The sequence below is a fragment of the Bacillus sp. NMCN1 genome, from assembly GCF_002998085.1.
Taxonomy (GTDB): Bacteria; Bacillota; Bacilli; order Bacillales; family Bacillaceae; genus Bacillus.
The window spans coordinates 426,625-448,610 of the sequence record NZ_PVQL01000002.1; the positions used below are offsets into that span (position 1 = coordinate 426,625).

Annotated in this window: 25 protein-coding genes; 14 read left to right on the forward strand and 11 right to left on the reverse strand. The window is 41.3% G+C overall.

The annotated features are described in order from the left end of the window. Positions 1-40: 40 nt before the first annotated feature. The 3 genes from C6W21_RS12025 to C6W21_RS12035 are packed head-to-tail and all read left to right on the forward strand — an operon-like array spanning position 41 to position 2,926. Positions 41-1,840 (forward strand): ABC transporter ATP-binding protein, encoded by a 1,800-nt coding sequence (locus tag C6W21_RS12025; RefSeq protein WP_106050556.1) that lies wholly within the window; start codon positions 41-43, stop codon positions 1,838-1,840. 1 nt (position 1,841) lies between these two features. Beyond that, positions 1,842-2,399 carry a MauE/DoxX family redox-associated membrane protein gene (locus C6W21_RS12030; RefSeq protein WP_106050557.1) on the forward strand — a complete coding sequence of 186 codons (558 nt, stop codon included), beginning with the start codon at positions 1,842-1,844 and terminating at the stop codon, positions 2,397-2,399. After that, entirely contained in the window at positions 2,396-2,926 is a 531-nt protein-coding gene (locus C6W21_RS12035; RefSeq protein WP_106050558.1) for a TlpA family protein disulfide reductase, read from the forward strand. The genes C6W21_RS12030 and C6W21_RS12035 overlap by 4 nt, the downstream gene beginning before the upstream one ends. 235 nt (positions 2,927-3,161) lie before the next feature. Here the strand turns inward: C6W21_RS12035 and C6W21_RS12040 are convergent, their stop codons facing one another. Further along, on the reverse strand, positions 3,162-3,671 hold the full coding sequence (locus tag C6W21_RS12040) for a GNAT family N-acetyltransferase (protein ID WP_189318184.1): 510 nt from the start codon (positions 3,669-3,671) through the stop codon (positions 3,162-3,164). 116 nt (positions 3,672-3,787) lie between these two features. Here C6W21_RS12040 and spoIIQ point away from each other — a divergent pair, with 116 nt between their 5' ends. After that, positions 3,788-4,684 carry a stage II sporulation protein SpoIIQ gene (gene spoIIQ, locus C6W21_RS12045; protein WP_106050559.1) on the forward strand — a complete coding sequence of 299 codons (897 nt, stop codon included), beginning with the start codon at positions 3,788-3,790 and terminating at the stop codon, positions 4,682-4,684. Positions 4,685-4,764: 80 nt separating this feature from the next. Here spoIIQ and C6W21_RS12050 read toward each other — a convergent pair whose 3' ends face one another. The 5 genes from C6W21_RS12050 to C6W21_RS12070 form a co-directional block, all read right to left on the reverse strand. Then, entirely contained in the window at positions 4,765-5,112 is a 348-nt protein-coding gene (locus tag C6W21_RS12050; protein WP_007497589.1) for a P-II family nitrogen regulator, read from the reverse strand. Positions 5,113-5,130: 18 nt separating this feature from the next. Further along, positions 5,131-6,339: an ammonium transporter gene (locus C6W21_RS12055; protein WP_106050560.1), complete on the reverse strand. Its 1,209-nt coding sequence runs from the start codon at positions 6,337-6,339 to the stop codon at positions 5,131-5,133. Positions 6,340-6,530: 191 nt separating this feature from the next. Next, complete coding sequence (locus tag C6W21_RS12060) at positions 6,531-7,271, reverse strand: amino acid ABC transporter ATP-binding protein (protein WP_106056358.1); 741 nt, start codon at positions 7,269-7,271, stop codon at positions 6,531-6,533. A gap of 10 nt (positions 7,272-7,281) precedes the next feature. Further along, complete coding sequence (locus C6W21_RS12065; RefSeq protein ID WP_106050562.1) at positions 7,282-7,959, reverse strand: amino acid ABC transporter permease; 678 nt, start codon at positions 7,957-7,959, stop codon at positions 7,282-7,284. Positions 7,960-7,999: 40 nt separating this feature from the next. Further along, positions 8,000-8,887, reverse strand: coding sequence for a transporter substrate-binding domain-containing protein (locus C6W21_RS12070; RefSeq protein ID WP_106050563.1), 888 nt, complete (start codon positions 8,885-8,887; stop codon positions 8,000-8,002). A 178-nt stretch (positions 8,888-9,065) separates the two neighbouring features. Between C6W21_RS12070 and C6W21_RS12075 the strand changes: the two genes are divergently transcribed. Next, positions 9,066-10,454, forward strand: a complete 1,389-nt coding sequence (locus tag C6W21_RS12075; protein WP_106056360.1) for an MFS transporter — start codon at positions 9,066-9,068, stop codon at positions 10,452-10,454. A 37-nt stretch (positions 10,455-10,491) separates the two neighbouring features. Here the strand turns inward: C6W21_RS12075 and C6W21_RS12080 are convergent, their stop codons facing one another. The 3 genes from C6W21_RS12080 to C6W21_RS12090 form a co-directional block, all read right to left on the reverse strand. Next, a complete protein-coding gene (locus C6W21_RS12080; RefSeq protein ID WP_106050565.1) occupies positions 10,492-11,091 on the reverse strand; it encodes an undecaprenyl-diphosphatase in 600 nt (199 codons plus the stop codon). A gap of 104 nt (positions 11,092-11,195) precedes the next feature. Then, positions 11,196-12,383, reverse strand: a complete 1,188-nt coding sequence (locus C6W21_RS12085; protein WP_106050566.1) for an MFS transporter — start codon at positions 12,381-12,383, stop codon at positions 11,196-11,198. A 16-nt stretch (positions 12,384-12,399) separates the two neighbouring features. Continuing rightward, positions 12,400-12,813, reverse strand: a complete 414-nt coding sequence (locus tag C6W21_RS12090) for a MarR family winged helix-turn-helix transcriptional regulator (RefSeq protein ID WP_106050567.1) — start codon at positions 12,811-12,813, stop codon at positions 12,400-12,402. Between the two features lie 338 nt (positions 12,814-13,151). Between C6W21_RS12090 and spoIIID the strand changes: the two genes are divergently transcribed. The 4 genes from spoIIID (at position 13,152) to C6W21_RS12110 (ending at position 16,429) form a co-directional block, all read left to right on the forward strand. After that, the gene (gene spoIIID / locus C6W21_RS12095; protein WP_008343327.1) at positions 13,152-13,430 is read left to right on the forward strand and encodes a sporulation transcriptional regulator SpoIIID; all 279 of its coding nucleotides are present in this window, start codon (positions 13,152-13,154) and stop codon (positions 13,428-13,430) included. A 184-nt stretch (positions 13,431-13,614) separates the two neighbouring features. After that, on the forward strand, positions 13,615-14,616 hold the full coding sequence (mbl, locus tag C6W21_RS12100) for a cell shape-determining protein Mbl (protein ID WP_012011515.1): 1,002 nt from the start codon (positions 13,615-13,617) through the stop codon (positions 14,614-14,616). A gap of 124 nt (positions 14,617-14,740) precedes the next feature. Further along, entirely contained in the window at positions 14,741-15,580 is an 840-nt protein-coding gene (locus C6W21_RS12105) for a flagellar hook-basal body protein (protein WP_106056362.1), read from the forward strand. A 30-nt stretch (positions 15,581-15,610) separates the two neighbouring features. Continuing rightward, positions 15,611-16,429, forward strand: a complete 819-nt coding sequence (locus C6W21_RS12110) for a flagellar hook-basal body protein (protein ID WP_106056364.1) — start codon at positions 15,611-15,613, stop codon at positions 16,427-16,429. A gap of 14 nt (positions 16,430-16,443) precedes the next feature. Here the strand turns inward: C6W21_RS12110 and C6W21_RS12115 are convergent, their stop codons facing one another. Further along, positions 16,444-17,499: a tetratricopeptide repeat protein gene (locus tag C6W21_RS12115; RefSeq protein WP_106050570.1), complete on the reverse strand. Its 1,056-nt coding sequence runs from the start codon at positions 17,497-17,499 to the stop codon at positions 16,444-16,446. A 218-nt stretch (positions 17,500-17,717) separates the two neighbouring features. On the opposite strand from C6W21_RS12115, the gene fabZ reads away from it, so the two are divergent. Both fabZ and mscL read left to right on the forward strand, forming a co-directional pair. Continuing rightward, a complete protein-coding gene (gene fabZ, locus C6W21_RS12120; RefSeq protein WP_012011512.1) occupies positions 17,718-18,152 on the forward strand; it encodes a 3-hydroxyacyl-ACP dehydratase FabZ in 435 nt (144 codons plus the stop codon). A gap of 124 nt (positions 18,153-18,276) precedes the next feature. Continuing rightward, positions 18,277-18,672 (forward strand): large conductance mechanosensitive channel protein MscL, encoded by a 396-nt coding sequence (gene mscL, locus C6W21_RS12125; RefSeq protein ID WP_106050571.1) that lies wholly within the window; start codon positions 18,277-18,279, stop codon positions 18,670-18,672. Positions 18,673-18,862: 190 nt separating this feature from the next. On the opposite strand, the gene C6W21_RS12130 is transcribed toward mscL, so the two are convergent. Continuing rightward, positions 18,863-19,273 carry a YwpF-like family protein gene (locus tag C6W21_RS12130; protein WP_003215215.1) on the reverse strand — a complete coding sequence of 137 codons (411 nt, stop codon included), beginning with the start codon at positions 19,271-19,273 and terminating at the stop codon, positions 18,863-18,865. Positions 19,274-19,390: 117 nt separating this feature from the next. Between C6W21_RS12130 and C6W21_RS12135 the strand changes: the two genes are divergently transcribed. The 3 genes from C6W21_RS12135 (at position 19,391) to ytvA (ending at position 21,949) form a co-directional block, all read left to right on the forward strand. Beyond that, on the forward strand, positions 19,391-19,747 hold the full coding sequence (locus C6W21_RS12135; protein ID WP_034660233.1) for a hypothetical protein: 357 nt from the start codon (positions 19,391-19,393) through the stop codon (positions 19,745-19,747). A 400-nt stretch (positions 19,748-20,147) separates the two neighbouring features. After that, positions 20,148-21,008, forward strand: a complete 861-nt coding sequence (locus C6W21_RS12140) for a Cof-type HAD-IIB family hydrolase (RefSeq protein WP_223260987.1) — start codon at positions 20,148-20,150, stop codon at positions 21,006-21,008. A 152-nt stretch (positions 21,009-21,160) separates the two neighbouring features. Beyond that, positions 21,161-21,949 carry a YtvA family blue-light photoreceptor gene (gene ytvA, locus C6W21_RS12145; protein WP_106050572.1) on the forward strand — a complete coding sequence of 263 codons (789 nt, stop codon included), beginning with the start codon at positions 21,161-21,163 and terminating at the stop codon, positions 21,947-21,949. Positions 21,950-21,986 lie beyond the last annotated feature (37 nt).

Consider the following 21,986-nt stretch of genomic DNA (forward strand, 5'->3'; position numbering starts at 1 on the left):
ATATGTCAATTATACTAAATGGTGTAAGGTGGAGCGTTTGATGAGTACAGTGAACCATTGTTTATATGCAATCTCCTATACTTGGAAAAGAAGTCGATCATATCTTCTGTTAACTCTATTGATCCAAGTGATCGTTGGTTTTATGCCTTTGGCCAGTGTCTGGATTATTCAAACATTGATTAATGAAATTATTTTATTCATGACTTCTTCAGGAGACATTCAAAAGGTCTTAAGGTTATTTGGGTTGCAAATGGTCATTGTGGTTTTAGGATATGGGCTTCAATTCATTCTTCAGCTTAGTCAGCAGAAAGCGACAAATTTGATTGGTTTGCATTTGAAGGGTGAATTGCTTCAAAAGGCGACCAGGCTTCCATATATTACATTTGAACACCCGTCTTTTTATAATGAAAGTCAACGTGTGATGAACAGTCATCAGCATGTTCTGAGTATGGTTAGAAGTATTTTTACAATCATGAGCGCATTGATTACTGTTGTATCACTTCTCATTTATATGATTGGTATCCATTGGGGCTTGGCGGTCATTCTGATCTTATTTACCCTGCCTGTTTTGTGGATTGAGCTCTTCTTTGGAGGCGCGCGGTATCAATTAAACCGCATGTTAACTGCCAATGATCGAAGAGAAATGTATGTGTCCGACCTTGTTGCACAGCGAGATTCATTGAAGGAAATCCGTTTATATGGAATAGGAAATTACCTTCTTCAAAAATGGAAAGGTCATTATGTAAAAAGTGCAGATGAAAAATATAAATTACTAAAGCGTCAGGTTCGCTGGGAGATGGCAGGCGGATTGCTTATGACATTTGCCTACGTGTGCTGCGGTCTTTTTATTGTCTTTCTTATCTTTCAAAAAAAATTAGCTGCGGGAACGTTTGTCGCTGTGCTGCAAGCTGTGCAAAATATTCAAAGTGGTTTTCAGGATTTAACGAGGGAATGTTCTAGTTTATATGAAACGAGTCTCTATATTGATGAAATGAGAACTTTTCAAAAGAGAGAAGAAGAAATTGATGACCAGACAGAGGAAGGGGCATCGCTTCGGAGGATTGAATGTATTCAGTCCATTACACTAGAAAACCTCTCTTTTACTTATCCGAATATGAAAACGCCTTCCATTGAGCATATACATTTTCATATCAATAAAGGTGAACACATTGCATTGGTGGGGGATAACGGATCAGGTAAGACGACCTTGATCAAATGTTTGACCGGCTTATATGATCCAGATCAACCGAATATGCAAAAGGTCAATGGCGAGTCTATTTCGACCATTTATAAAAAATCATATCATGCGAGAATGGCTGTTCTTTTTCAAGATTTTATGAAGTACGAATTCACTGTGAAAGAAAACATTGGATTTGGCCGTATCGACGAAATAGATAACGAAGAGCGCATGGTCTCAGCTGCGCGGCAGGCAGGTATAGAGAAAAGAATTCATCAAATGGAAGAAACATACGATGCGCAGCTTGGCCGGTTTTTTGAAGAAGGTCATGAACTGTCTGGCGGGCAATGGCAAAAGCTTGCGATGGCGAGAACATTCTTTAGAGAGAGTGATTTTATCATTTTAGATGAACCGACTTCTGCTCTTGATCCGCTATCAGAGATTTCACTCATACGAAAGCTATTCAATCATACGCAGGATCAAGGGGTCTTGTTTATCACTCATCGTATGGGAGCGGCCCGCTTAGCAGACCGCATTATCGTGATGAAAGATGGGGCTTTCGTTGAAGAGGGGAACCATGAAGAGCTGATGGCGCTAGATGGAGAGTACAAAAGGCTTTATGAGGCACAATCTCAACTATTTCAACAAAAGGAGATGGCGTAAGGTGAGTGTCTTTTATTTTATAGGTGTCTATTTCTTAGGAATCATCTTTGCAGGTGCATGGCTTGATAAAGTGAGAAAACAAACGGCGCATATGCAGCAGATGAATGCTTATCGGCTGCTGCCTCCTGCGCTCACGGCGCCAATGTTTTATTTGTTTTTGACTGTTGAATTGGCTTGTACGGGTCTATTGTTCGTATGGGACATGTCTCTTGTACCTGCGATTGGTCTTACAGCACTTTTATGTATTTATACTGGAGCGGTCACCTTCAATTTATTGAGAGGACATCGTGATATTTCATGCGGGTGTGGAGGTTTGCTTGAAAATGACCGTCTTCACTGGGGAATTGTGATTCGTAATGTGTCGATGCTGGCTCTTGTGATTGGGTTGTTTTATGTGCATCCCTATGTAGAAACAATTCCATGGCAATTTCATATTATTTGTTTTCTGATTGCAGTGGCTGTCTGCTTTATTATAGCGGTGGGGAAAGACATCATGATGTTCAAAAGAAAGTGGATGAATCAATTTGAATCATTTATAGAAGGAGACCAAGTGAAATGACAGATATTCTACTAATTATTGTGTTATTCATTGTTATTGCTCAGCTGGCTGTGGTGTTTTTGCTTGCCCGCTTTATCGGAAAATTTATGAGTAAAATTAAAACACTTGATGGAATTGAATTAAAGGAAGCGGATGTTGGTGATGCTGCGCCGTTATTTCGAAGCTATACACATTTAGGAGATAAGGTCATTTTAAAGGAGTATTTACAGAGCGGAAGAGCCGTGATGCTGTTATTTGTAAATACCACTTGTATGACATGCAAAAGCATTTTGTCTGATATGCGTCAGCACATCTCTAGCAATGATCCTCAATTCATCTTCATCAATGGGGATGAACAAGGAGATGATGCATTGCTCCTTCAATTGCTGCCTGATCAAGCTGTGTATGTGCGCTCTTCTCAAATCATGGAGCTGTATGGGGTAACTGTTGTTCCGCAAGCGATTCTGATGGATGAACATGGCATCATCCTGCAAAGAAAATCTCTTCAAAATGTGAAACAGTTCGAACAGCTGTTACATGCTTCATAAAAAAGCGTCTCTTTTTTGGAGAGACGCTTTCAGCGTGTAGACAAACCCTCGCATTCTTTGTCAGGTCTGCACTCCGGTGCTCACGAATGTCAAATTCGCTCCGCTCCGGTACTCGCCCTTCCTAGACTTCAAAGGTTTTCTATCACGCTGAAAAGAAGACAAAAGGCTAAAATAAAGATTATTTTAGCCTTTTGTCAACAATCTAAAGCGTCTCTTTGTTGGAGAGGCGCTCGTTTTATAATTCTTTTCCTAGAATATCTAAATCGTACCTGCTGCCGTCCATTTCTGCGATGCGTGGCAGGTGACCCCATGTCTCAAAGCCGTGCTTTTTAAATAATCGAATGCTGGCTTCGTTGTGCCCGAAAATAAAGGCAAGTAACGTTCGAATGCCTAATGAAGGTGCCAACTCAATGGCCTCTTGTAAGAAAAGTGACCCTAAGCCTTTCCCTCGATAGTCTTGGTTTAAGTAAATACTCATTTCAACGGTCCCGTTATATGCAGGTCTTCCATAAAACGTTTCAAAGCTGAGCCAGCCGCAGATATGTCCATCCTCATCTGTTTTCACATAGAGAGGTCTTTTCTCTGAATGATTCAAAAACCATTGCCGGCGGTCTTCAACTGAAACTGGTTCTGTATCGGCGGTTACTTCTCTTGAATCAACGGTCGAATTGTAAATATCAACGATCGCTTTGAGGTCATCTTCTGTTGCTATGCGGTTGAAAGTTTTCACAATAAAGTCCCCCATCTTTTTTTCATTCATCATACATATTATTGATGCGATTGCGCAAAATAAAAAGAAAAATGATTTCGTGTGTATATATTGTTTGAAAAGTGTTCAGAATGTTGCTGAGGTGATGAAAAATGAGAGAGGAAGAAAAGAAACGTACTTCCAAAATCACAAAAGTTCAGCAATTTTTCCGTAAGCGCTGGGTATTCCCTGCCATTTACTTGGTCAGCGCAGCGGTCGTGTTAACAGCCGTTCTTTGGTACCAAGCTGTATCAAAAGATGTGAAAGACCAACTATCTGATGGAAATCAAGCAGGGCAAGAACAGCGTGATGATGCCGTTGAAGTTGGAAAGCCAATTGAAAATGTTGCAATGCCGGTCCAGAATTCTGATAATGTTTCTGTCGTGAAAAAGTTCTATGAAGCAGATGCTGATCAAAAAGAAAAAGAAGCAGCACTTGTAAACTATAATAACACCTATACCTTGAGCAAAGGTATTGATCTTGCAGATAAAGATGGCAAAGTGTTTGATGTCACAGCTGCTCTTAGTGGAACAGTGGTTCAAGCGAAAAAAGATCCAGTTCTCGGTCACGTCGTTGAAATTGAACATGAAGATGGATTATCGACTGTTTATCAATCGTTGTCACAAGTGAGTGTCAAAGAAGGCGATGAAGTTAAGCAGAATGATGTCATCGGTGCTTCTGGTAAAAATCTTTATGGTGCTGAAAGCGGCAACCATGTGCATTTTGAAATTCGTATGGAAGGTTTAGCGCTCAATCCACTTAGCTTCATTGACAAGCCTGTTTCTACTATTGAAAAGGCTGCGCAAGAAGTGACGGAAGAAGCAAAAGAACCTGCTCAGCCAAAAGCTGATGAAAAAACGAAGGAACCTGCTGCTGAAGATAAGGCCAAAGAGCCTGCTGGAGAAAAATCTGAAGAAAAGTCTGATGAGAAGGGGAAATCTTCTGATCAAGAAAAGTCTTCTGATTCCTCTAAAGACAGCAGTCAATCTGAAGAAACAAAACAATCTTAAGTCTTGCAACCTCTGTATATGAATTATGCAGAGGTTTTTTTCTGTCTTAAAAAAATCCCCCGCACTCAGCGGAGGATGGATTATAGGGCGGCAGGCCCTTCTTCACCTGTCCGAATGTTGATTGTATTTTCTATCTCATATATAAAAATTTTCCCATCCCCTGGTTCGCCTGTACGAAGTACCTTTTGAGCTGTTTCAACGACCTGTTCGACAGGTACTTTGCTTAGGACGATTTCAATCTTTAAACGTTCGTACACATTGCTTTCCTTTTTGACGCCGCGGTATAGCTCTGTATGTCCCTTTTGTAAGCCGCAGCCGTGCACATTCGAAAAGGTAATTGAGGTGACGCCAATCTTTCCAAGCTCCACCTTTAATGTTTCAAAATTGGCTGGACGTGTAACAATCTCCACTTTATACATTTTGCTCATCGAGACACCCCTTTTTCTTTAATCTTGATAGGCTTTTTCCCCGTGCATGGTTAAATCAAGGCCCACTGATTCTTCTTCTTCGGTTGCGCGAATCTTGAAGAAGAGATTAACCACTTTGATGATCACGTATGTCACAATAGCTACAAAGGCATAGGTGGCAACAATAGCAACTACTTGCTTCCAAAGTAAGCTGAGATCTCCGTAAAATAAGCCATTGGCTCCGCCGTCATTGACAGAGGTTGTTGCAAAAAGTCCAGTTGCAATACCTCCCCAAGTCCCGCCAATTCCGTGAAGCCCGAATGCATCCAGTGCATCATCATAGCCAAATTTGGCTTTGAGTGAGAAGATTCCCCAGAAACAGACAATTCCGCCGATGATTCCGATGATAATGGAAGCAAATGGTGTGACAAAACCTGCTGCAGGTGTAATCGCGACAAGACCTGCGATGGCTCCAGAAATCGCGCCGAGCATGGTCGGCTTTTTGTTGACCATCCACTCTACTAACAGCCAGCCGATGATTCCCGCAGCAGCAGCTGAATTGGTGTTAATAAAGGCATACATCGCGACACTGTCTAATGTAAGAGCACTTCCAACGTTAAAACCAAACCATCCAAACCAGATGACAGCTCCGCCAAGAAGTGTATAGATCAAATTATGAGGAGAAGAGCTTGCTGCTTCTTTACGCTTCCCAAGAACAATCGCCACGACTAGACCCGCAACACCAGATGAAATATGAACCACGTTTCCTCCAGCGAAGTCGAGCGCACCCATTTCGCCAATCCAGCCGCCGCCCCATACCCAGTGTGCGACTGGCGCGTATACAAATGTGACCCAAAGGAGTGTAAACACGACGACCGCTGAGTAGCGAATTCGTTCAGCAAAGGCACCTGAGATGATGGCTGTTGTTAAGACGGCAAAGGTCATTTGGAACATCATGAACAATGAATGTGGAATGGTCTCACTGTAGGAACCAGGTTCAAAGCCAACACCTTTTAGTCCAATCCAGTCTAAGCCTCCGATCCATGCATTGCCTGGAGCAAAAGCCAAGGAATAGCCAAACAAGATCCATACGATGGAGACGATCGCTAGTGAAGTTAAGCTGTGCATGGTTGTACTTAAGACGTTTTTACTTCTCACGAGTCCTCCATAGAATAAGGCTAAACCCGGTGTCATTAACCACACGAGTAGTGCGCAGAAGAACATAAATACTGTATCACCCATTTGCATGCTGCATTCCCCCGAATCATTCAGAATTAATTGATTTCTTAATTCTTCATTATAGAGAGAAAAGTCATATATAACATATTCATGTAAGTTAATCTTACATAGTTTTTGGTTATATTCAATATAAATGGATGAAAAGTTCGTAAAAAATGAGAAGAAAACGTGTTGAACACGAAGAATAAAGGGCGTTTGACCTATAAAATGGAGCTGAGAAACAGCTTGGTTCGTTCCTCTTGAGGAGAATCGAACAATTCTGATGGGGTGCCTTCTTCGACGATGCGGCCTTCGTGCATATAGACGACACGATCGGCGACTTCTTTTGCAAAGCCCATTTCATGTGTGACAATGACCATCGTCATGCCTTCTTTTGCGAGACTTTTCATTGTTTGCAGTACCTCGCCTACAAGCTCTGGATCGAGGGCAGACGTAGGTTCGTCAAATAACATGACATCTGGCTTCATGGCGAGAGCTCTTGCAATGGCCACACGCTGCTTTTGACCACCTGATAATTTAGAAGGATATACGTTGGCCTTATCCGCAAGTCCGACCTTTTCTAACAGGACGTTTGCTTCTGATACAGCTTGAGCCTTTTTTATTTTTTTCACCATAACAGGCGCTTCGATGATGTTTTCAAGCACAGTTTTATGCGGGAAGAGGTTAAAATGCTGAAACACCATGCCGATTTTTTGCCTCATCTTGTTTAGTTGATCGCGTTTTGGATGAACAGGACTCCCATCAATGATGATTTCTCCAGCATTTTTAATTTCTAAAAAGTTCATACAGCGGAGCAAAGTGCTTTTTCCAGAGCCGCTGGCTCCAATTAAGACGACCACATCATTTTCATAAACAGTGAGATCGATATCCTTTAAAACATGCAATTCTCCGAAGTGTTTATTGAGTTTTTCAACACGAATGAGTTCCTTTGATTCTGTCATGCTTCTCCTCCTAATGGTCACTGACCGATAGTTTCTTCTCAAAGGTTTGGACAGCGAATGTTAACAGCAGGACAAGAACTAAGTAATAGACGGCTACAACAAGTAAATAGGTCATATTGTCAAAGCTGTTGGAGCCTTGAGTCGTGGCAACGTTAAATAGTTCATTGACGCTGATAAAGGCGGCGAGTGATGAATCTTTTAAGCCGATAATGAACTGGTTGCCAAGAGGGGGGAGGGCGCGCCGCATCGCTTGCGGGAGAATAATGCGTCTCATTGTTAGGAAACGTCCCATGCCAAGAGAGCGTCCAGCCTCTTTTTGCCCCTGATCGATTGATTGGATGGCGCCTCTGAATATTTCTGCTATATACGCTCCATTATGAAAGGCGAGCGCAATGGAAGCAGCCCAGAAGTCGGGAATATTTAATTCCGTCAGTCCAAAATATAGGATGAAAATTTGAACAATCAGTGGTGTTCCGCGTACAAGGAAGATATAGGCATTGGCGATATAACCGAAGACAGCCACGCGTGATATTTTCAATAGAGCAAAGAAGAGCCCGATGAACATGCCGATGAAGATGCTGATCACAGTGAGCTGTAAGGTGAGCAGCATTCCTTCTAAAAAAATGCCTCTAGAATCAATTAGCGTCTGAAAAAAGTGTGTTAGGGTAGGCAAAACAATCATCTCCATTTGAAGAAAGTGCGCCTAAGAAAGGCGCACAATCGTGGTTTTAATCTTGTTTAACAGTGATGTCTTCATCAAAGTATTTCTCACTAATTTGTTTTAATGTTCCGTCTTTTTTTAGTGCGTCAATCGCATCGTTAATCTCTTCGATGAGCTGTTCGTTTTCTTTTGATACAGCGATTGCCTGCTCACTTTGTCCGAGTCTTTCCTGTGCCTTTATTTTTAATTTTTTCTTCATGGCTTCTGCACCTGTGGCGAAATCCGTCACAACTGCATCGTGTTTTCCGTTGGCTAGTGCTTCTAAAGCGACTACATCACTGTCGTAATATTTTGGTTCCTGCCCGCTATGTTTCTTTGCAATATCAGCGTAGGACGAGCCTTTTGATACAGCGATTTCTTTGTCTTTTAAATCATCAGCATGTTGAATGTCTGCTTCAGGTCTTGTGAAAATTTGCGGACCAGAGTAGTAGTAGGGCTTAGAAAAAAGGACGTGTTTTTTTCGTTCCTCATTGATGGTATGACTTGCAACTGCCGCATCAAATTTCCCTGATTTCACACCTTCGACGATGCCTGCGAATTTATATTTCTTCTGTATAGGCTCAAGACCTAGTTTGTCACTAATCGCATTGCCTACATCGATATCAAAGCCTGACATCTGGTTTCCATCCATGTAACTGAACGGGTGAAATTCACCTGATGCTGCAAATATAAATTTTCCATCCTCCAAAATTGGCGACCCTTTCGCTGTAGAATTACGTTTATCTCCGTTCCCATTTGTTTCATTTGAACCACACGAAGACAGAAGTAATACTGCAACCGAGAAAAGGGCTGGGACCCAAAACCGTCTTTTTTTAATAATAAGCTTCTCCTCCTTTTCAGCCGTTCTCCATATAAGGAGAAAGTAGGCTTTTAAATATGTGTAGCATCTTACCATTTGTTCCTCATATTCTCAATTTTATATGTGTTTTTCTAACACTCGCCCTTTTTAAAATGTATGTCTTGCTTTTCCAAGAGAGAACTTGAATTGGTCAGGGTAAAAAAGGGAAATGAATCTCATAATAACGGAAGGATTGGCAAAAAACATGCCAGATCACAAAGAAGGGGGTCGGTGTATGAATAAGTGGAGAGACAACCGAAAAGTCTTTTTAACTGCTATTGCCTTTGGGACGATGTTAAATCCGTTGAATTCCTCGATGATTTCTTTGGCTTTGCATCAAATTCAGCATGAATTCGGTTTGTCATTTACGACTGTATCTTGGCTGATTTCGTCTTTTTATTTAGCCAGTGCAGTGACGCAGCCAGTGAGCGGCCGGATTGGGGATCATGTGATGAGCCGGAGAACTTTATTTTTATTCGGACTGGGTCTTGTGGCGGTCTCAGCCATCTGTGCACCGTTTGCCCCAACGTTTGCGGTGCTGATTGTAATCCGGCTGTTGCAGGCAATTGGGAGCAGTGCCATTTATCCTTCTGGTGTCGGACTCATTCGGGATCATATTCAGGAAAAGCAGGCTTCGGCATTAGCGGTATTGTCCATCTTTGCTTCGGCGATGACGGCGCTTGGACCGACGCTTGGTGGCTTTTTGATGACAATCGGCGGCTGGCCGGCTATCTTTTTAGTGAACCTGCCTTTTATTTTGATCAGCTTCTTTCTTGGACTATCTTTGTTTCCAAAGGAGCAGAAAAAGAGAAAGCTTCGAATAGGTGAAACGGTACGGAAGCTCGATTTGCCAGGGATGCTTCTTTTTACAGTTTGTATTGTTCTGCTGCTTTCGTTTTTATTATCACTAGGTAATGGCATTCAATATGTACAGGGGATTCTTTGTCTCGTGAGTGCAGGCGCTTTTATCTGGTGGGAGTATCAGGTGGATGAACCGTTTATTCAAATTCGGATGTTCAGACAGGAGCAGCGGCTGTCACTCGTGTATGTGCAATTTATCATTTTAAATATTTTTTTCTATTGTCTTTTCTTTGGTTTGCCGAGCTATTTCCAGGATGAATTAGGCTGGCGTGTGGAGATGACGGGTCTTTTTATGCTGTGTATGTCTGGGGTGAGCATCATTGTGTCGCCGCTGACAGGAAAGTGGGTGGATCGCGGGGATGAACGCCATCCGGTATTAGCCAGTGCGGTATTGATGCTGGCTGGAGCATCTGCGATGACCTTCTTTTTTATTCCGGCACCATTATGGGGAAAAGGGGTGGTTCTAGCGCTGCTTGGACTGAGTTACGGGATTGGGAATGTTGCGCTGCAAGCTGCGATGCTCAAGGCAAGTCCTCAGCATATGATTGGCACGTCCTCTGGGCTTTTTCAAACATGCCGCTACCTTGGTTCTATTCTGTCGTCTGCTGTCCTCGGTATGCTGTTTGGGGATGAAATTGCTGGTCCTCATTTTGAGCAGTTAGGCTGGACGTTGATCATGATTTCCCTAACCGGCATTGGTGTTAGTCTTTATTTTTCTAATAAGGTCAGAGGGGGACAGCCAATAAAAAAAGCGGCGCGATAAGTGGAAGAAGAATCTTCATCACGTTATCGCAAGCCGCTTAAGAGTTGGACAGGTCAGAGCCCTGATCCTTTTGCTTCCTTCTGAATATTTTCCCTACAATTGTCTCATAGAAAGTGACGATGCGATCAATTGGAGAGTCAAAGAACTTCCATAATTTATTCATGATAAAGACAACCACAATCGATACGACCAAGCTGCCTAAGACATCAAATGGATAATGGTGACCGACCCAGATGCGGGAGAATCCTGTGAGTAATCCAAAGACGAGCAAGATGTTGCCAAGCTTTTTATTACGAGATCGAATGGCAAGTGAAAGAGCCAGTGCACCTGTTGTATGGTCACTTGGGAAGGAAGCGTCTGCTGAGTGCGGAATGAGTGTGTCGACTTTATGCGCCACAAACGGCCGCTCTTCATAATGAAACAGTGTAATCGCAAAGTTGACGATGAGTGCCGCGATGCCCGTTACACCGGAAAAGAAGACGTGCTTCTTAAATTTGTGATTACCTAAAAACCAGCAAATCAATAAGACAAGGGCATACACAAGAATGGCCTTTTTCGTAATGAAAATCATGGCCTGATCTAAAAACTCAGAATGATGAGCCATCCCATGTATGACTTTAAACAATTCGTAATTCAAAACATCACCTATACCTTTGCTTAATGCCAACTATTTTTCAAATAATCGTCTATTTGAAATATCCTATATTTTAGCATGTTTCCGATGAAGTTTAAAATAGTATCCTATTTTGATAGGGAGACCTTCTGTGCTTTTGCTTCTTGGGGCTTTCGTTCGCTCCAATAAAAAACAACCATACTTAGCAAGACAACAATACCTGCAATGAGATATACATTTGAAAAGTCTGTGAAGCTGACAAGAAGGCCAAATACAAATGATCCAGCAGCAATACCCGTATCATATAAGGTAAAGAAAGTAGCCGTCGCATAGCCTGTACGGTGAGCTGGTGAGTGCTGAATGGCAAGTGTTTGTAAACATGGCACTAGCGATCCATAGCCAAGTCCAATGACAGCACCTGATAGAAGAAGCATTGTAGCTGAATGTGTAGCTGTCAGCATCCATAAACCAATCGCAAAAAGAGCAATGGAAGGATAGATCACAATGTGAGGTCCTACTCGGTCAAAAAGTCTGCCTGTAAATGGACGTGATCCAAGCATCGCTGCAGCAAACACAATAAAGAAATAACTGCTTGCACCCATCAAGTGAAGGGAATTGGCATAGACTGAAATAAATGAAATGATCGGCGAATAACAGAAGGAAATAATGATGCCGACTGCCGCTGTTTTTAATGCGCCTTTTTCAAACAGGTGAGAAAAAGTAAATCGGAAGACGACACTTCCCCCATCTTCAAGCTCTGGCTGTCTGATCAGCATCGTAAAAGCTGCACCAATGGTAACGATAATGGAAAAGAGAAGGAATAATGAATGGAACCCTACTTTTCCTACTTGATTCAGTGCGATAAATGGACCGATGACAACAGCGAGGTTCATGGACATCACAAAGTAGCCGAGCCCTTCCCCGCGTTTATGTTTTGGGATCATATCTGCCGCAATGGCACTGGTTACTGTCGTCAAAATGCTAAAAAAGATCCCCTGCACGAAACGCAGCATGAGAAGCGTTTGGAATTGATCAATTGGGATGTATAAATAAGTGAGTAAGGCAAATGCCGTTGATGAGAAAATCGCCATCCGTTTTTTACCGAATTTCTCAATAATGGCTCCAGAAAACGGTCTTGTCACAATGGCGGACAATAAGAAGACCGTCACAAGGAGGCCGCCCTGTGATTCTGTTCCATTTAGTTCATCCATTGTGTAAATGGGCAGTAATGTCAAAAGGGCATAAAAAGAGGTGAACGTAAATAAATTCACCAGGACAATCATAATAAAGTCTCTCGTCCAAATGCGTTCGTTCATGATGTTATGTCACTTCCTATTCAGTTGATAATTTGTGTAAAAGTGTATGGAGGAGTTGTTTTTCTTCGTGGGTGAAATCTGAAAGACATTCTTCTTCAAATTGTTCCATCGTGCGTTTGATTTCTTCAAATCGGGCCTTAGCATCATCTGTCATCACGATCAGATTTTCACGTTTGTCTTTTCCTTGTACACGTTTCACCCAGCCATTTGCTTCTAGACGGGTGACGGTTCGGGTAATGGTTGGGGCTTCGACGTTCAAATATGTCCAAATGTCTTTTTGGGTTTTCGGGCCGAATGTATCCAAACAAAAAAGTACAGTCCATTGGGACATGTACAAGTCATAAGCAGCAAGCGCTTCGTTCGCCTTTTTAGACAGCAGTCGTGCGCCTTGATGTATTTGATGTAAACACTCTCTATTTAACGTATCCATATGCTCACCTTTATTAAATATTTAGCTAGGTAAATAAAATCACCTTTTCTATTTTACGTGCTTGACCCAACCTTGTAAAGTAAAAATTTTCGCCACTCGAAATGATTGCATTTTCTGATAAATCCCTTGTCCCATCTTCATTTTTAGCATATTCCCTATGCAATGCTAATACACTGTTACAAACCTGACAAAGAGAGTGTTTGAGGTGAGGGATCGTGTTTGGCATTTACTACCTAATGGATGAGAAATTAAGACGAACAAGCGGCGCTGAAAATGGATAATATTTATACGGATCTCATTTCACACTTCTCACATCCATTTTAGGGAGGTCGAGTGGTGTGCACGATTACATCAAAGAGCGAACAATCAAGATAGGAAAGTATATCGTGGAGACAAAGAAAACCGTTCGTGTAATTGCGAAAGAATTTGGAGTCTCTAAAAGTACTGTACACAAGGATCTAACAGAAAGGCTGCCAGAAATTAATCCAGATCTGGCTAATGAAGTGAAGGAGATACTGGATTATCATAAATCAATCCGACACTTGCGAGGGGGAGAAGCCACTAAATTAAAGTACAAAAAAGAAGAAATTTTAGAAGGCGAGCCTGTGAAACAGTAAGCTTAGTTCTTTGTTCATAAACATGATATATATATCTTCCTCATATCGGTAGTTTCTAACCACAAATTTTGTAAAGACTTTTGTAAAGAAATATCTTTTTTTCTGCAAATTATGATAGAATATATAATTAGGGCAGAATGTGGTATTTGCTATGGAAACAGATTTTCAAGGAGGATATATATAGATGTTTGCTAGGGATATTGGAATTGATCTTGGTACTGCCAATGTACTGATTCATGTCAAAGGAAAAGGAATTGTGTTAAATGAACCATCTGTTGTAGCACTTGACAAAAACAGCGGGAAAGTTCTGGCTGTTGGAGAAGAGGCTAGACGTATGGTTGGACGTACGCCTGGGAATATTGTTGCGATTCGTCCATTAAAAGATGGCGTAATTGCTGATTTTGAAGTAACTGAAGCGATGCTCAAGCATTTTATTAACTCATTAAATGTGAAAGGGCTGTTCTCTAAGCCGCGTATGCTCATCTGCTGCCCGACAAACATTACATCTGTTGAGCAAAAGGCGATCAAAGAAGCTGCTGAAAAAAGCGGTGGTAAGCATGTATTTCTTGAAGAAGAGCCAAAAGTAGCAGCTATCGGTGCTGGTATGGATATTTTTCAGCCGAGTGGAAACATGGTCGTAGATATTGGAGGCGGAACGACAGATATCGCTGTCATCTCAATGGGTGACATTGTAACCGCCTCTTCTATTAAAATGGCTGGAGACAAATTTGATCTGGAAATTCTCAACTACATTAAAAAAGAGTACAAGCTGTTGATCGGTGAGCGCACGGCTGAGGATATTAAGATCCAAGTTGCAACGGTATTCCCAGACGCACGTCATGAAGAGATTTCAATTCGTGGACGAGACATGGTGACAGGATTACCAAGAACGATTACCGTCACAAGCAAAGAAGTAGAAGAAGCATTGCGTGAATCTGTATCTGCGATTGTTCAGGCTGCGAAGCAAGTTCTTGAGAGAACACCGCCTGAATTATCAGCTGATATTATTGATCGCGGCGTCATCATTACAGGTGGCGGAGCTCTTCTAAACGGGCTTGATCAATTGCTTGCAGAAGAGCTGAAAGTACCAGTTTTCGTTGCCGAGAATCCGATGGATTGTGTAGCTGTTGGTACTGGCGTCATGCTTGATAATATGGACAAGCTGCCAAAGCGTAAACTCAGCTAATGATGTCCCTCATTCTTTTTCGAAAGAATGGGGGATTTTTATTAAAGAACCCTGCAAATATGCCGATATATTTCATAGAAGATTGTGTTTAGGTCATGTGAAAGAATTTTAATGAGGTGAGCACGTGTTAAAAGGACTATACACCGCAACATCTGCCATGATCGCTCAAGAGCGGCGGACAGAAATGCTTTCAAATAATATCGCAAATGCGAATACGCCAGGTTATAAAGCGGATGAGGGAACCATGCGGGCATTTCCGGAAATGCTGCTAAGCCGAATGGAATCAGGACGTTTCCACACATCCTCAGGCAAAGGTTTTAGTGTTCCTCAGCAAACGCCGATTGGCGGCATTAATACGGGGACATATATGCAGGAACTGATCCCTCAATTTACACAGGGAACTTTAAAAACAACAGATCAAACAACGGATGTCGCACTAGTCGAAAATAATGTGCCGATCAACCCGGAGACGAATCAGAAATCAGCGCTCTTTTATGCGGTCAATACACCAGAAGGCGTTCGTTATACGAAAAGCAGCTCCATTACATTGGATGCACAAAATCAGTTGACCATTGGTGGCCGTGCCCTTCTTTCCGTGACAGGTCAGCCGATTACGGTTCAGAGTGAGAATTTCAAAGTGAATGCAGATGGTACTGTGAGTGAAAATGGACAAAATCTCGGGCAAATCGATGTACGTGTTGCGATGGATACAAGGAACTTAGCGAGAGAAGGAAATGATTTATACCGTACAGCTGATAACCAGCCTCTGCCAAGTGCAGTCAATAACGGTCAAATGTCCTATACGTTAAGTCAAGGTGTATCGGAGCTGTCGAACGTGGATGTGACGAAATCATATACAGAAATGACAACCGCCTATCGTGCATTTGAAACAAACCAAAAAGTGGTTCAGGCGTATGATAAAAGCTTAGAAAAAGCAGTAAATGAAATTGGCAGAGTGTACTAATCAAGAAATGAAAAAGAAAGGAGGATTATCATGCTTAGAACGATGATTAATGCAGCTGTATCGATGAACGAAGTGCAAAAGCAACTTGATATGATCAGCAACAACATCGCAAACAGTGAAACAACAGGGTACCGCGCGAAAAATACCCGTTTTTCAGAGCTGATCAGACAACAGTTCAATCAGGTAGATGAAAAAAATGAGCAGGTGGCAAACAGTCGTCTGACACCTGATGGGCTAAGTCTTGGTACGGGAACGATGGTCAATGCGTCCATTAATTCGCTCCAAGGTTCGATTAAAGAAACAGGACGGGATCTTGATGTTGCATTTGGAGCGCCATCGCAGTATATGCAGGTCAATGCCGGCGGTAATATCCGTTATACAAGAGATGGTTCTCTTTACTTACAGCCAGGCAATAATCGTAATCAAGTGCAGCTTGTCACTAGCGAAGGCTATCCGATTCTTGATGAAAACGGAAATGAAATCGTCTTAAATGCGAATTTCCGTGATATTTCAATTGATAAAAAAGGACGTCTTACAGCCATTTCAAGAGATAATCAACCGAATCAGCAGGTGAATCTAGGTGTTGTACAAGTCAATAACTCTTCAGCACTCGTCTCTGAAGGAGATAATTTGTTCTCAGTTGACGGTACTTATCAAGGCGCATTAACGGCACTAAATGGAGCAAACCGCCAAGCGATTCAGCTTCAGCAAGGTGCACTTGAAACGTCGAATGTGGACATGTCTAAAGAATTAACAGATCTCATGACAACACAGCGCTCCTATCAGATGAACTCAAGAACGATTACGATGGGTGATCAGATGCTGGGATTAGTGAATACAATTCGATAATGAGCAGGCTGATATCAGCCTCTCATGATAAAAAAGGCGGCTCTCTCAAAGTCGCCCTTTTTTTTATAAAAATCTGAGACATCGGCAAGCAGATCTTCAAGATCAATCCAAGCTTCTTTTCGTTCAAGACATGTGACGAGTCTTGCGATCTGCTCATCTGCCTTTGGCGTTTGGCTGTAGAGAAGAAATAAGATTTGGAACTTGATTCTTAATATATCAAACTGAGAAGCAACGGCCTCTTTTAATCCTTTTTGAATATACTTCATTCCTTCATCGGTTAAATTTTCTTTATAACAGGAACGCACCGTTTCGTAGAGGCACGACACATAGGAGTGTGCTGCCTTCCGGTATGCTGGGAGACGAAGTGCTTTTCTAAAGTAATCCAGCGCTTCCTTGTGACGATTTTGTCTAGATTGAATAAAGCCAGCGTCATAATAAACGATACCGAGCAATTCTTGATCATCAATGATGTTCACGTATTCGATGATCTCAATAAAAATAGCTTCTGCTTCCTCATATTTTTTTTGGTCGCTATAATTAAGGCCGAGCACAATTTTACAACGATAGAGGCTATGGTCATCCCCGTGCTTTGCAAAGATATCCATGGCTTTTTGAATATGACGAATCGATAACAACGAATAGCGGTTGTTATAATAAACACCACTTGTACGGAAATGGAACTCTGCTTCCTCCAGCTCATCGTTAAGGAATGGCAGTCGTTCTTCCGCTTTTTCGAGATAGTAGATCGCATCATTTTGATCGCTGTTTAAAGCTTCGTAGAGCCCGAGAAAGAAGTAAAAGTAATAGGCCAGTTCTTCGTTCATATCATCTTTGTGCTGCATCAGTTCATGTTTGATTTTTTCTAAGTCCTCTGTCTGATTCATCCAGAGCTGATGGCGAAAAAGCAACAGCTGATAATGTAAATAGAGTTCCTGTTTTTTTGATATTTTACGTTTATGTTTTAATAGAGTTGTTTTGATTTCTTCAGCCTTCGAAAAATGTCGATGCTTCAGCATTGTATACCACGAATGGAGAAGTTTTTTAATGGATTTATCACTTATAAAATTCATTTTTACCCTCTTATTCAATCAATGATGTAATATATATTACCATATTTGTGAAAAAACAATGAGTGTAGTGTGGATTATATTTGATGACAATAGGTAATAGTAGATTCTATTTTTTACCATATATGCGGAGCAGACGTTGAAAAATACGAGCATTCATAATATACTTCTATAGGAATCAAATGAAGATCATCGATATAGAAAAAAGGAGAGATCAAGATATGCTTGATGCTCAGCAAATTCAAGACATTATTCCACACCGTTATCCATTCTTATTGGTGGACCGTATTTTAGAGGTTGAGGGAGAGAAAAGAGCGGTTGGGATTAAAAATGTCACAGTGAACGAAGAATTTTTTAATGGTCATTTCCCAGGATACCCAGTCATGCCGGGTGTGCTTATTGTAGAAGCACTTGCACAGGTGTTTGGGGTGATTATGTTAGGTAAAGAAGAAAACAAAGGGAAAATTGGTTTGTTTGCAGGAATTGACGGCTGCCGTTTCAAAAGACAGGTGAAGCCTGGCGATCAGCTTCGTTTAGAGGTGGAAGTGACGCGTCTCCGAGGTCCAGTGGCAAAAGGGAAAGCAGTAGCTACCGTAGATGGCGAAGTGGCATGTGAAGCAGAACTAACATTTTCTATCGGTCCTAAAGTATCATGATTTGCCTGGCGGTTCATCAAGGATGAATCGCTTTTTAGATGGAAACGACCAGCCTGAACGGATCAGGACTTGCATTTTTGATAGAAAAACGTCATATTAGACAAAAAGATGAAGGTGATAAAAGATGCTGAAAGAATTTAGAGAATTTGCAGTCAAGGGAAATGTCATTGACTTGGCTGTAGGTGTCATCATTGGGGGAGCATTTGGCAAAATTGTCACTTCTCTTGTGAATGATTTGATCATGCCGCTCGTCGGAATTATTATTGGGGGACATGATTTTAGCGATCTATCTATTAAGATCGGATCTGCTCAAATTTTATATGGAAGCTTCATTCAAACAGTGATTGATTTCTTGATTATCTCGTTTTCCATTTTTATCTTTATTCGTTATTTGAATAAATTAAAACGGAAAAAGGTAGAGGAAGAAGAGGTTATAGAAACGCCGGATCAAACGGAAGTTTTACTAACTGAAATTAGAGATCTATTGAAAAATCAAAGCCAATCGAAAGATGTGCAATAGAAAAAGAGCGGCTAATCCCGCTCTCAGCGTGTAGGCAAACCCTCGCATTCGTTGTCAGGTCTGTGCTCCGGTGCTCGCCCTTTCTAGACTTCAAAGGTTTTCTATCACGCTGAAAGGAAGACAAAGGGCTAAAATAAGATTCATTTTAGCCCTTTGTCAGCAATCTAAGAGCGGCTAATCCCGCTCTTTTTTATGTGTTTTGTTTAAATGCATCCAGCAATTTTTCTCCGGAAAGCCCCTCTTTGACGAGGTCTTTTAGTACTTCTTCGGTTTCTGTTCTGTAACGATTTGTAATCATTTTACCATCGAGCAGCACAGAAATGTTTTCTTCTAAGGCAACAATGTTTTTGACTTGGACAGATAGATGAACAGGGCGGTTGTTTTCTTTTGTGATCGTCACAAGAATCTTCACTTCAGTGTGCTGCTGAAAGAGCACCTCAAACACCTGTCTATGTTTCTTTGGAATGAGTGCCTCGATCATCCAGTGATTTTCACCATCTTCTTTATTAATGATTAAACCGTCGCGAAGGGGAATGCTGGACATTTTATCTTGCTTTGGATCGAGTTCGATTTTTAAATCAATCAGCCTAAAGGTTTTCATATTTATCACCTCACAAGCGTTCATTATTCGTAAGTATCATTATAGCATACAACATCTGTATAAATGAAACCGCTGCCTGCTTAGAACTAGCTGCATATGAGGGAAAGGAGATGCTTTATGGAGTCCTATCAATTGCGAAACATACATATTGGCGAGGAGAAGGCAAAGAGCACAATGCGCGTTTATTCGTGGGGAGACATTCTTTCATTTTGTGATGTGTACATGGAAGAAGGCGAGTCACTTACGTTTCAATACGTCACCGAGGATCAAATGGACTGCTTTGAATTTCAATTGTCGATTCATGACGGGCAGCTTTGTTTTTATTGGTTTGCGTGGGACGGATCTGATTATATTCACATGCCTTCTAGTAATTGGATTCATTCAGACGTTTTTTATCAATTTATGAAAAATAAGTTTTTCATCAAACAAAACAAGATGATGTTCTATACTCAAGCGGTAAAAAACAGAAATTAAAGAGGAAATAGAGAATTTGAGAGATCATTTTGTCATTTTCATGTTTTGTCACATACGACCTTTCTCAGTAGACTAGGGGTAGTTGAAAGGAAAGGAGGCAAGGTCTGAATCAAAAGGTAACGTCTAGCATCTGACAGCCCCCCTCTAGCTAAAGCTGATAGACGCTGCCTTGTGCATAAGAACACTGCGTAATAGAACCATAGCTTCTTTGTATAGGTCATGTGTCCCCTGTAAATCCCCTTGTGGTATCCGGTCATGTAGCGTGGCCGGGTACTCTTTTATTCACTGATAAACCGATCACCTCTTGCAAATTGTGGATACTCATTTCATAATGATGATGGATTTTATCAGCGGTATGGTAGCCGAAAATAAAGACAAAAAGGAGAGAACGATGACAAACATTCAATTGATCGCAACGGATTTAGACGGAACTTTATTGAACAGTGAGCACAAGGTGAGTCAGGAAAATGAGCAGGCATTAAAGGAAGCAGCGGCGAATGGAATGGAAGTTGTCGTTTCAACAGGAAGAGCGTATTTTGATGTGAGGTCGATTTTTGATCAGCTTGGTATGAATACATGGGTGATTAGTGCCAATGGAGCTGTGATTCATGATCCGGCTGGACAAGTATACCATTCAGCTGCTTTACAAGAAGAAAAGGCCAAACGCATATTGTCATGGCTTGAAGAACGTGATTATTATTATGAAGTTTTTACAAACGAAGCCATTTTCACACCGAATCGCGGCAGAGAGCTTCTTGCAATTGAAATGGACCGTTTAAAAAGTGCAAATCCAGAAACGGATCGAAGTGTTTTAAAACAAGCGGCAGAAGTTCAATACAGTCAGTCAGGTTTTTCTTATATTGATACATATCAAGAGTTGTTTCGTGAGAATCGAAAGCTTTCATTCTACAACATCTTAGGTTTCTCTTTCTTTGAAGACAGATTGAAGGCAGGATGGGATATGTTTGGTGATGATTCAGATGTCACAATGGTCAGTTCAGCCGATCATAACTTTGAAATTGGTTCAAAGGACGCATCTAAAGGGCAGGCATTAACAAGGCTGGCAGAACGACTTGGTATTCCTTTAAGACAGACAGCGGCTGTAGGAGACAGTTTAAATGACGAATCGATGCTTCTAGCAGCTGGTGTTGGGGTTGCGATGGGCAATGCGAGAGAGGATATCAAGGAAATCGTTGATCATGTCACGTTAACAAATGATGAACATGGTGTGGCGTATATGATTCGACACCTTTTGAAATAGATGAATCGGATGTCGTTGTATAAATCACATAGGATAAAGCGCATTCTACAAAAGAGGAAGTCAGAACTACTTCTATTTACACCTGATGTGGAACATCATATAATTTAATTATGAACATAACCCGCTTGTAAGAAATTAAGGAGAGTAAACGAATGGCGCTGGAATCTTATAAGTCCGAAAATCTGCATTTAATCAAGGAAGCCTTAGACTATACACAGGTTGGCCTGACGGTAACGGACCCGTCTTTACCTGATAATCCTTTAATATATGTGAACAAGGGCTTTTTAGATATGACAGGCTATCAAGAACCCGAAGTATTGGGGAAGAATTGTCGTTTCCTTCAAGGAAATGAAACTGAGCAAATCGCTCTCCAACAAATTAGAACAGCTATTGAGAACAAAGAGGCTGTCACTGTTCAGCTGAAAAATTATAAAAAATCTGGACAGATGTTTTGGAATGAGTTAAGTGTGGCTCCTCTTTGGATTGACGAAAATGAAGGGAAACGTCTTTATTTCGTTGGTCTGCAAAAAGATGTCACGAAAGAGAAGGAACAGCAGGAGCTTCTTGAGCAATCGATTGATGAAGTGCTGAATATTTCTGTTCCAATTGTTCCTGTGAAAGATGGTATTTCTGTGTTACCGATCATTGGTACGTTAACAGCGCCAAGATTTCATAAAATTATCACAACAGTCTCCACCTATATCTCTCAATCCAAGGACGATTATTTTATCGTCGATCTGTCTGGTTTATTAGAAGTGGATTCATTTGTGGCAGATGCCATCTTTAAGCTGAACGATTTGATTTTAATGACTGGTACTGAACTCATTGTGACAGGAATTAAACCGAATCTTGCGATGAAAATGGGAGAAATGAAAGAGGACTTCCGTGAATTGAATACGTATATGAACGTGAAATCTGCATTGAAAAAACTGCACATTTAACCTATGTTCATATGAAATGAAAAAAGAGGACTTTTCA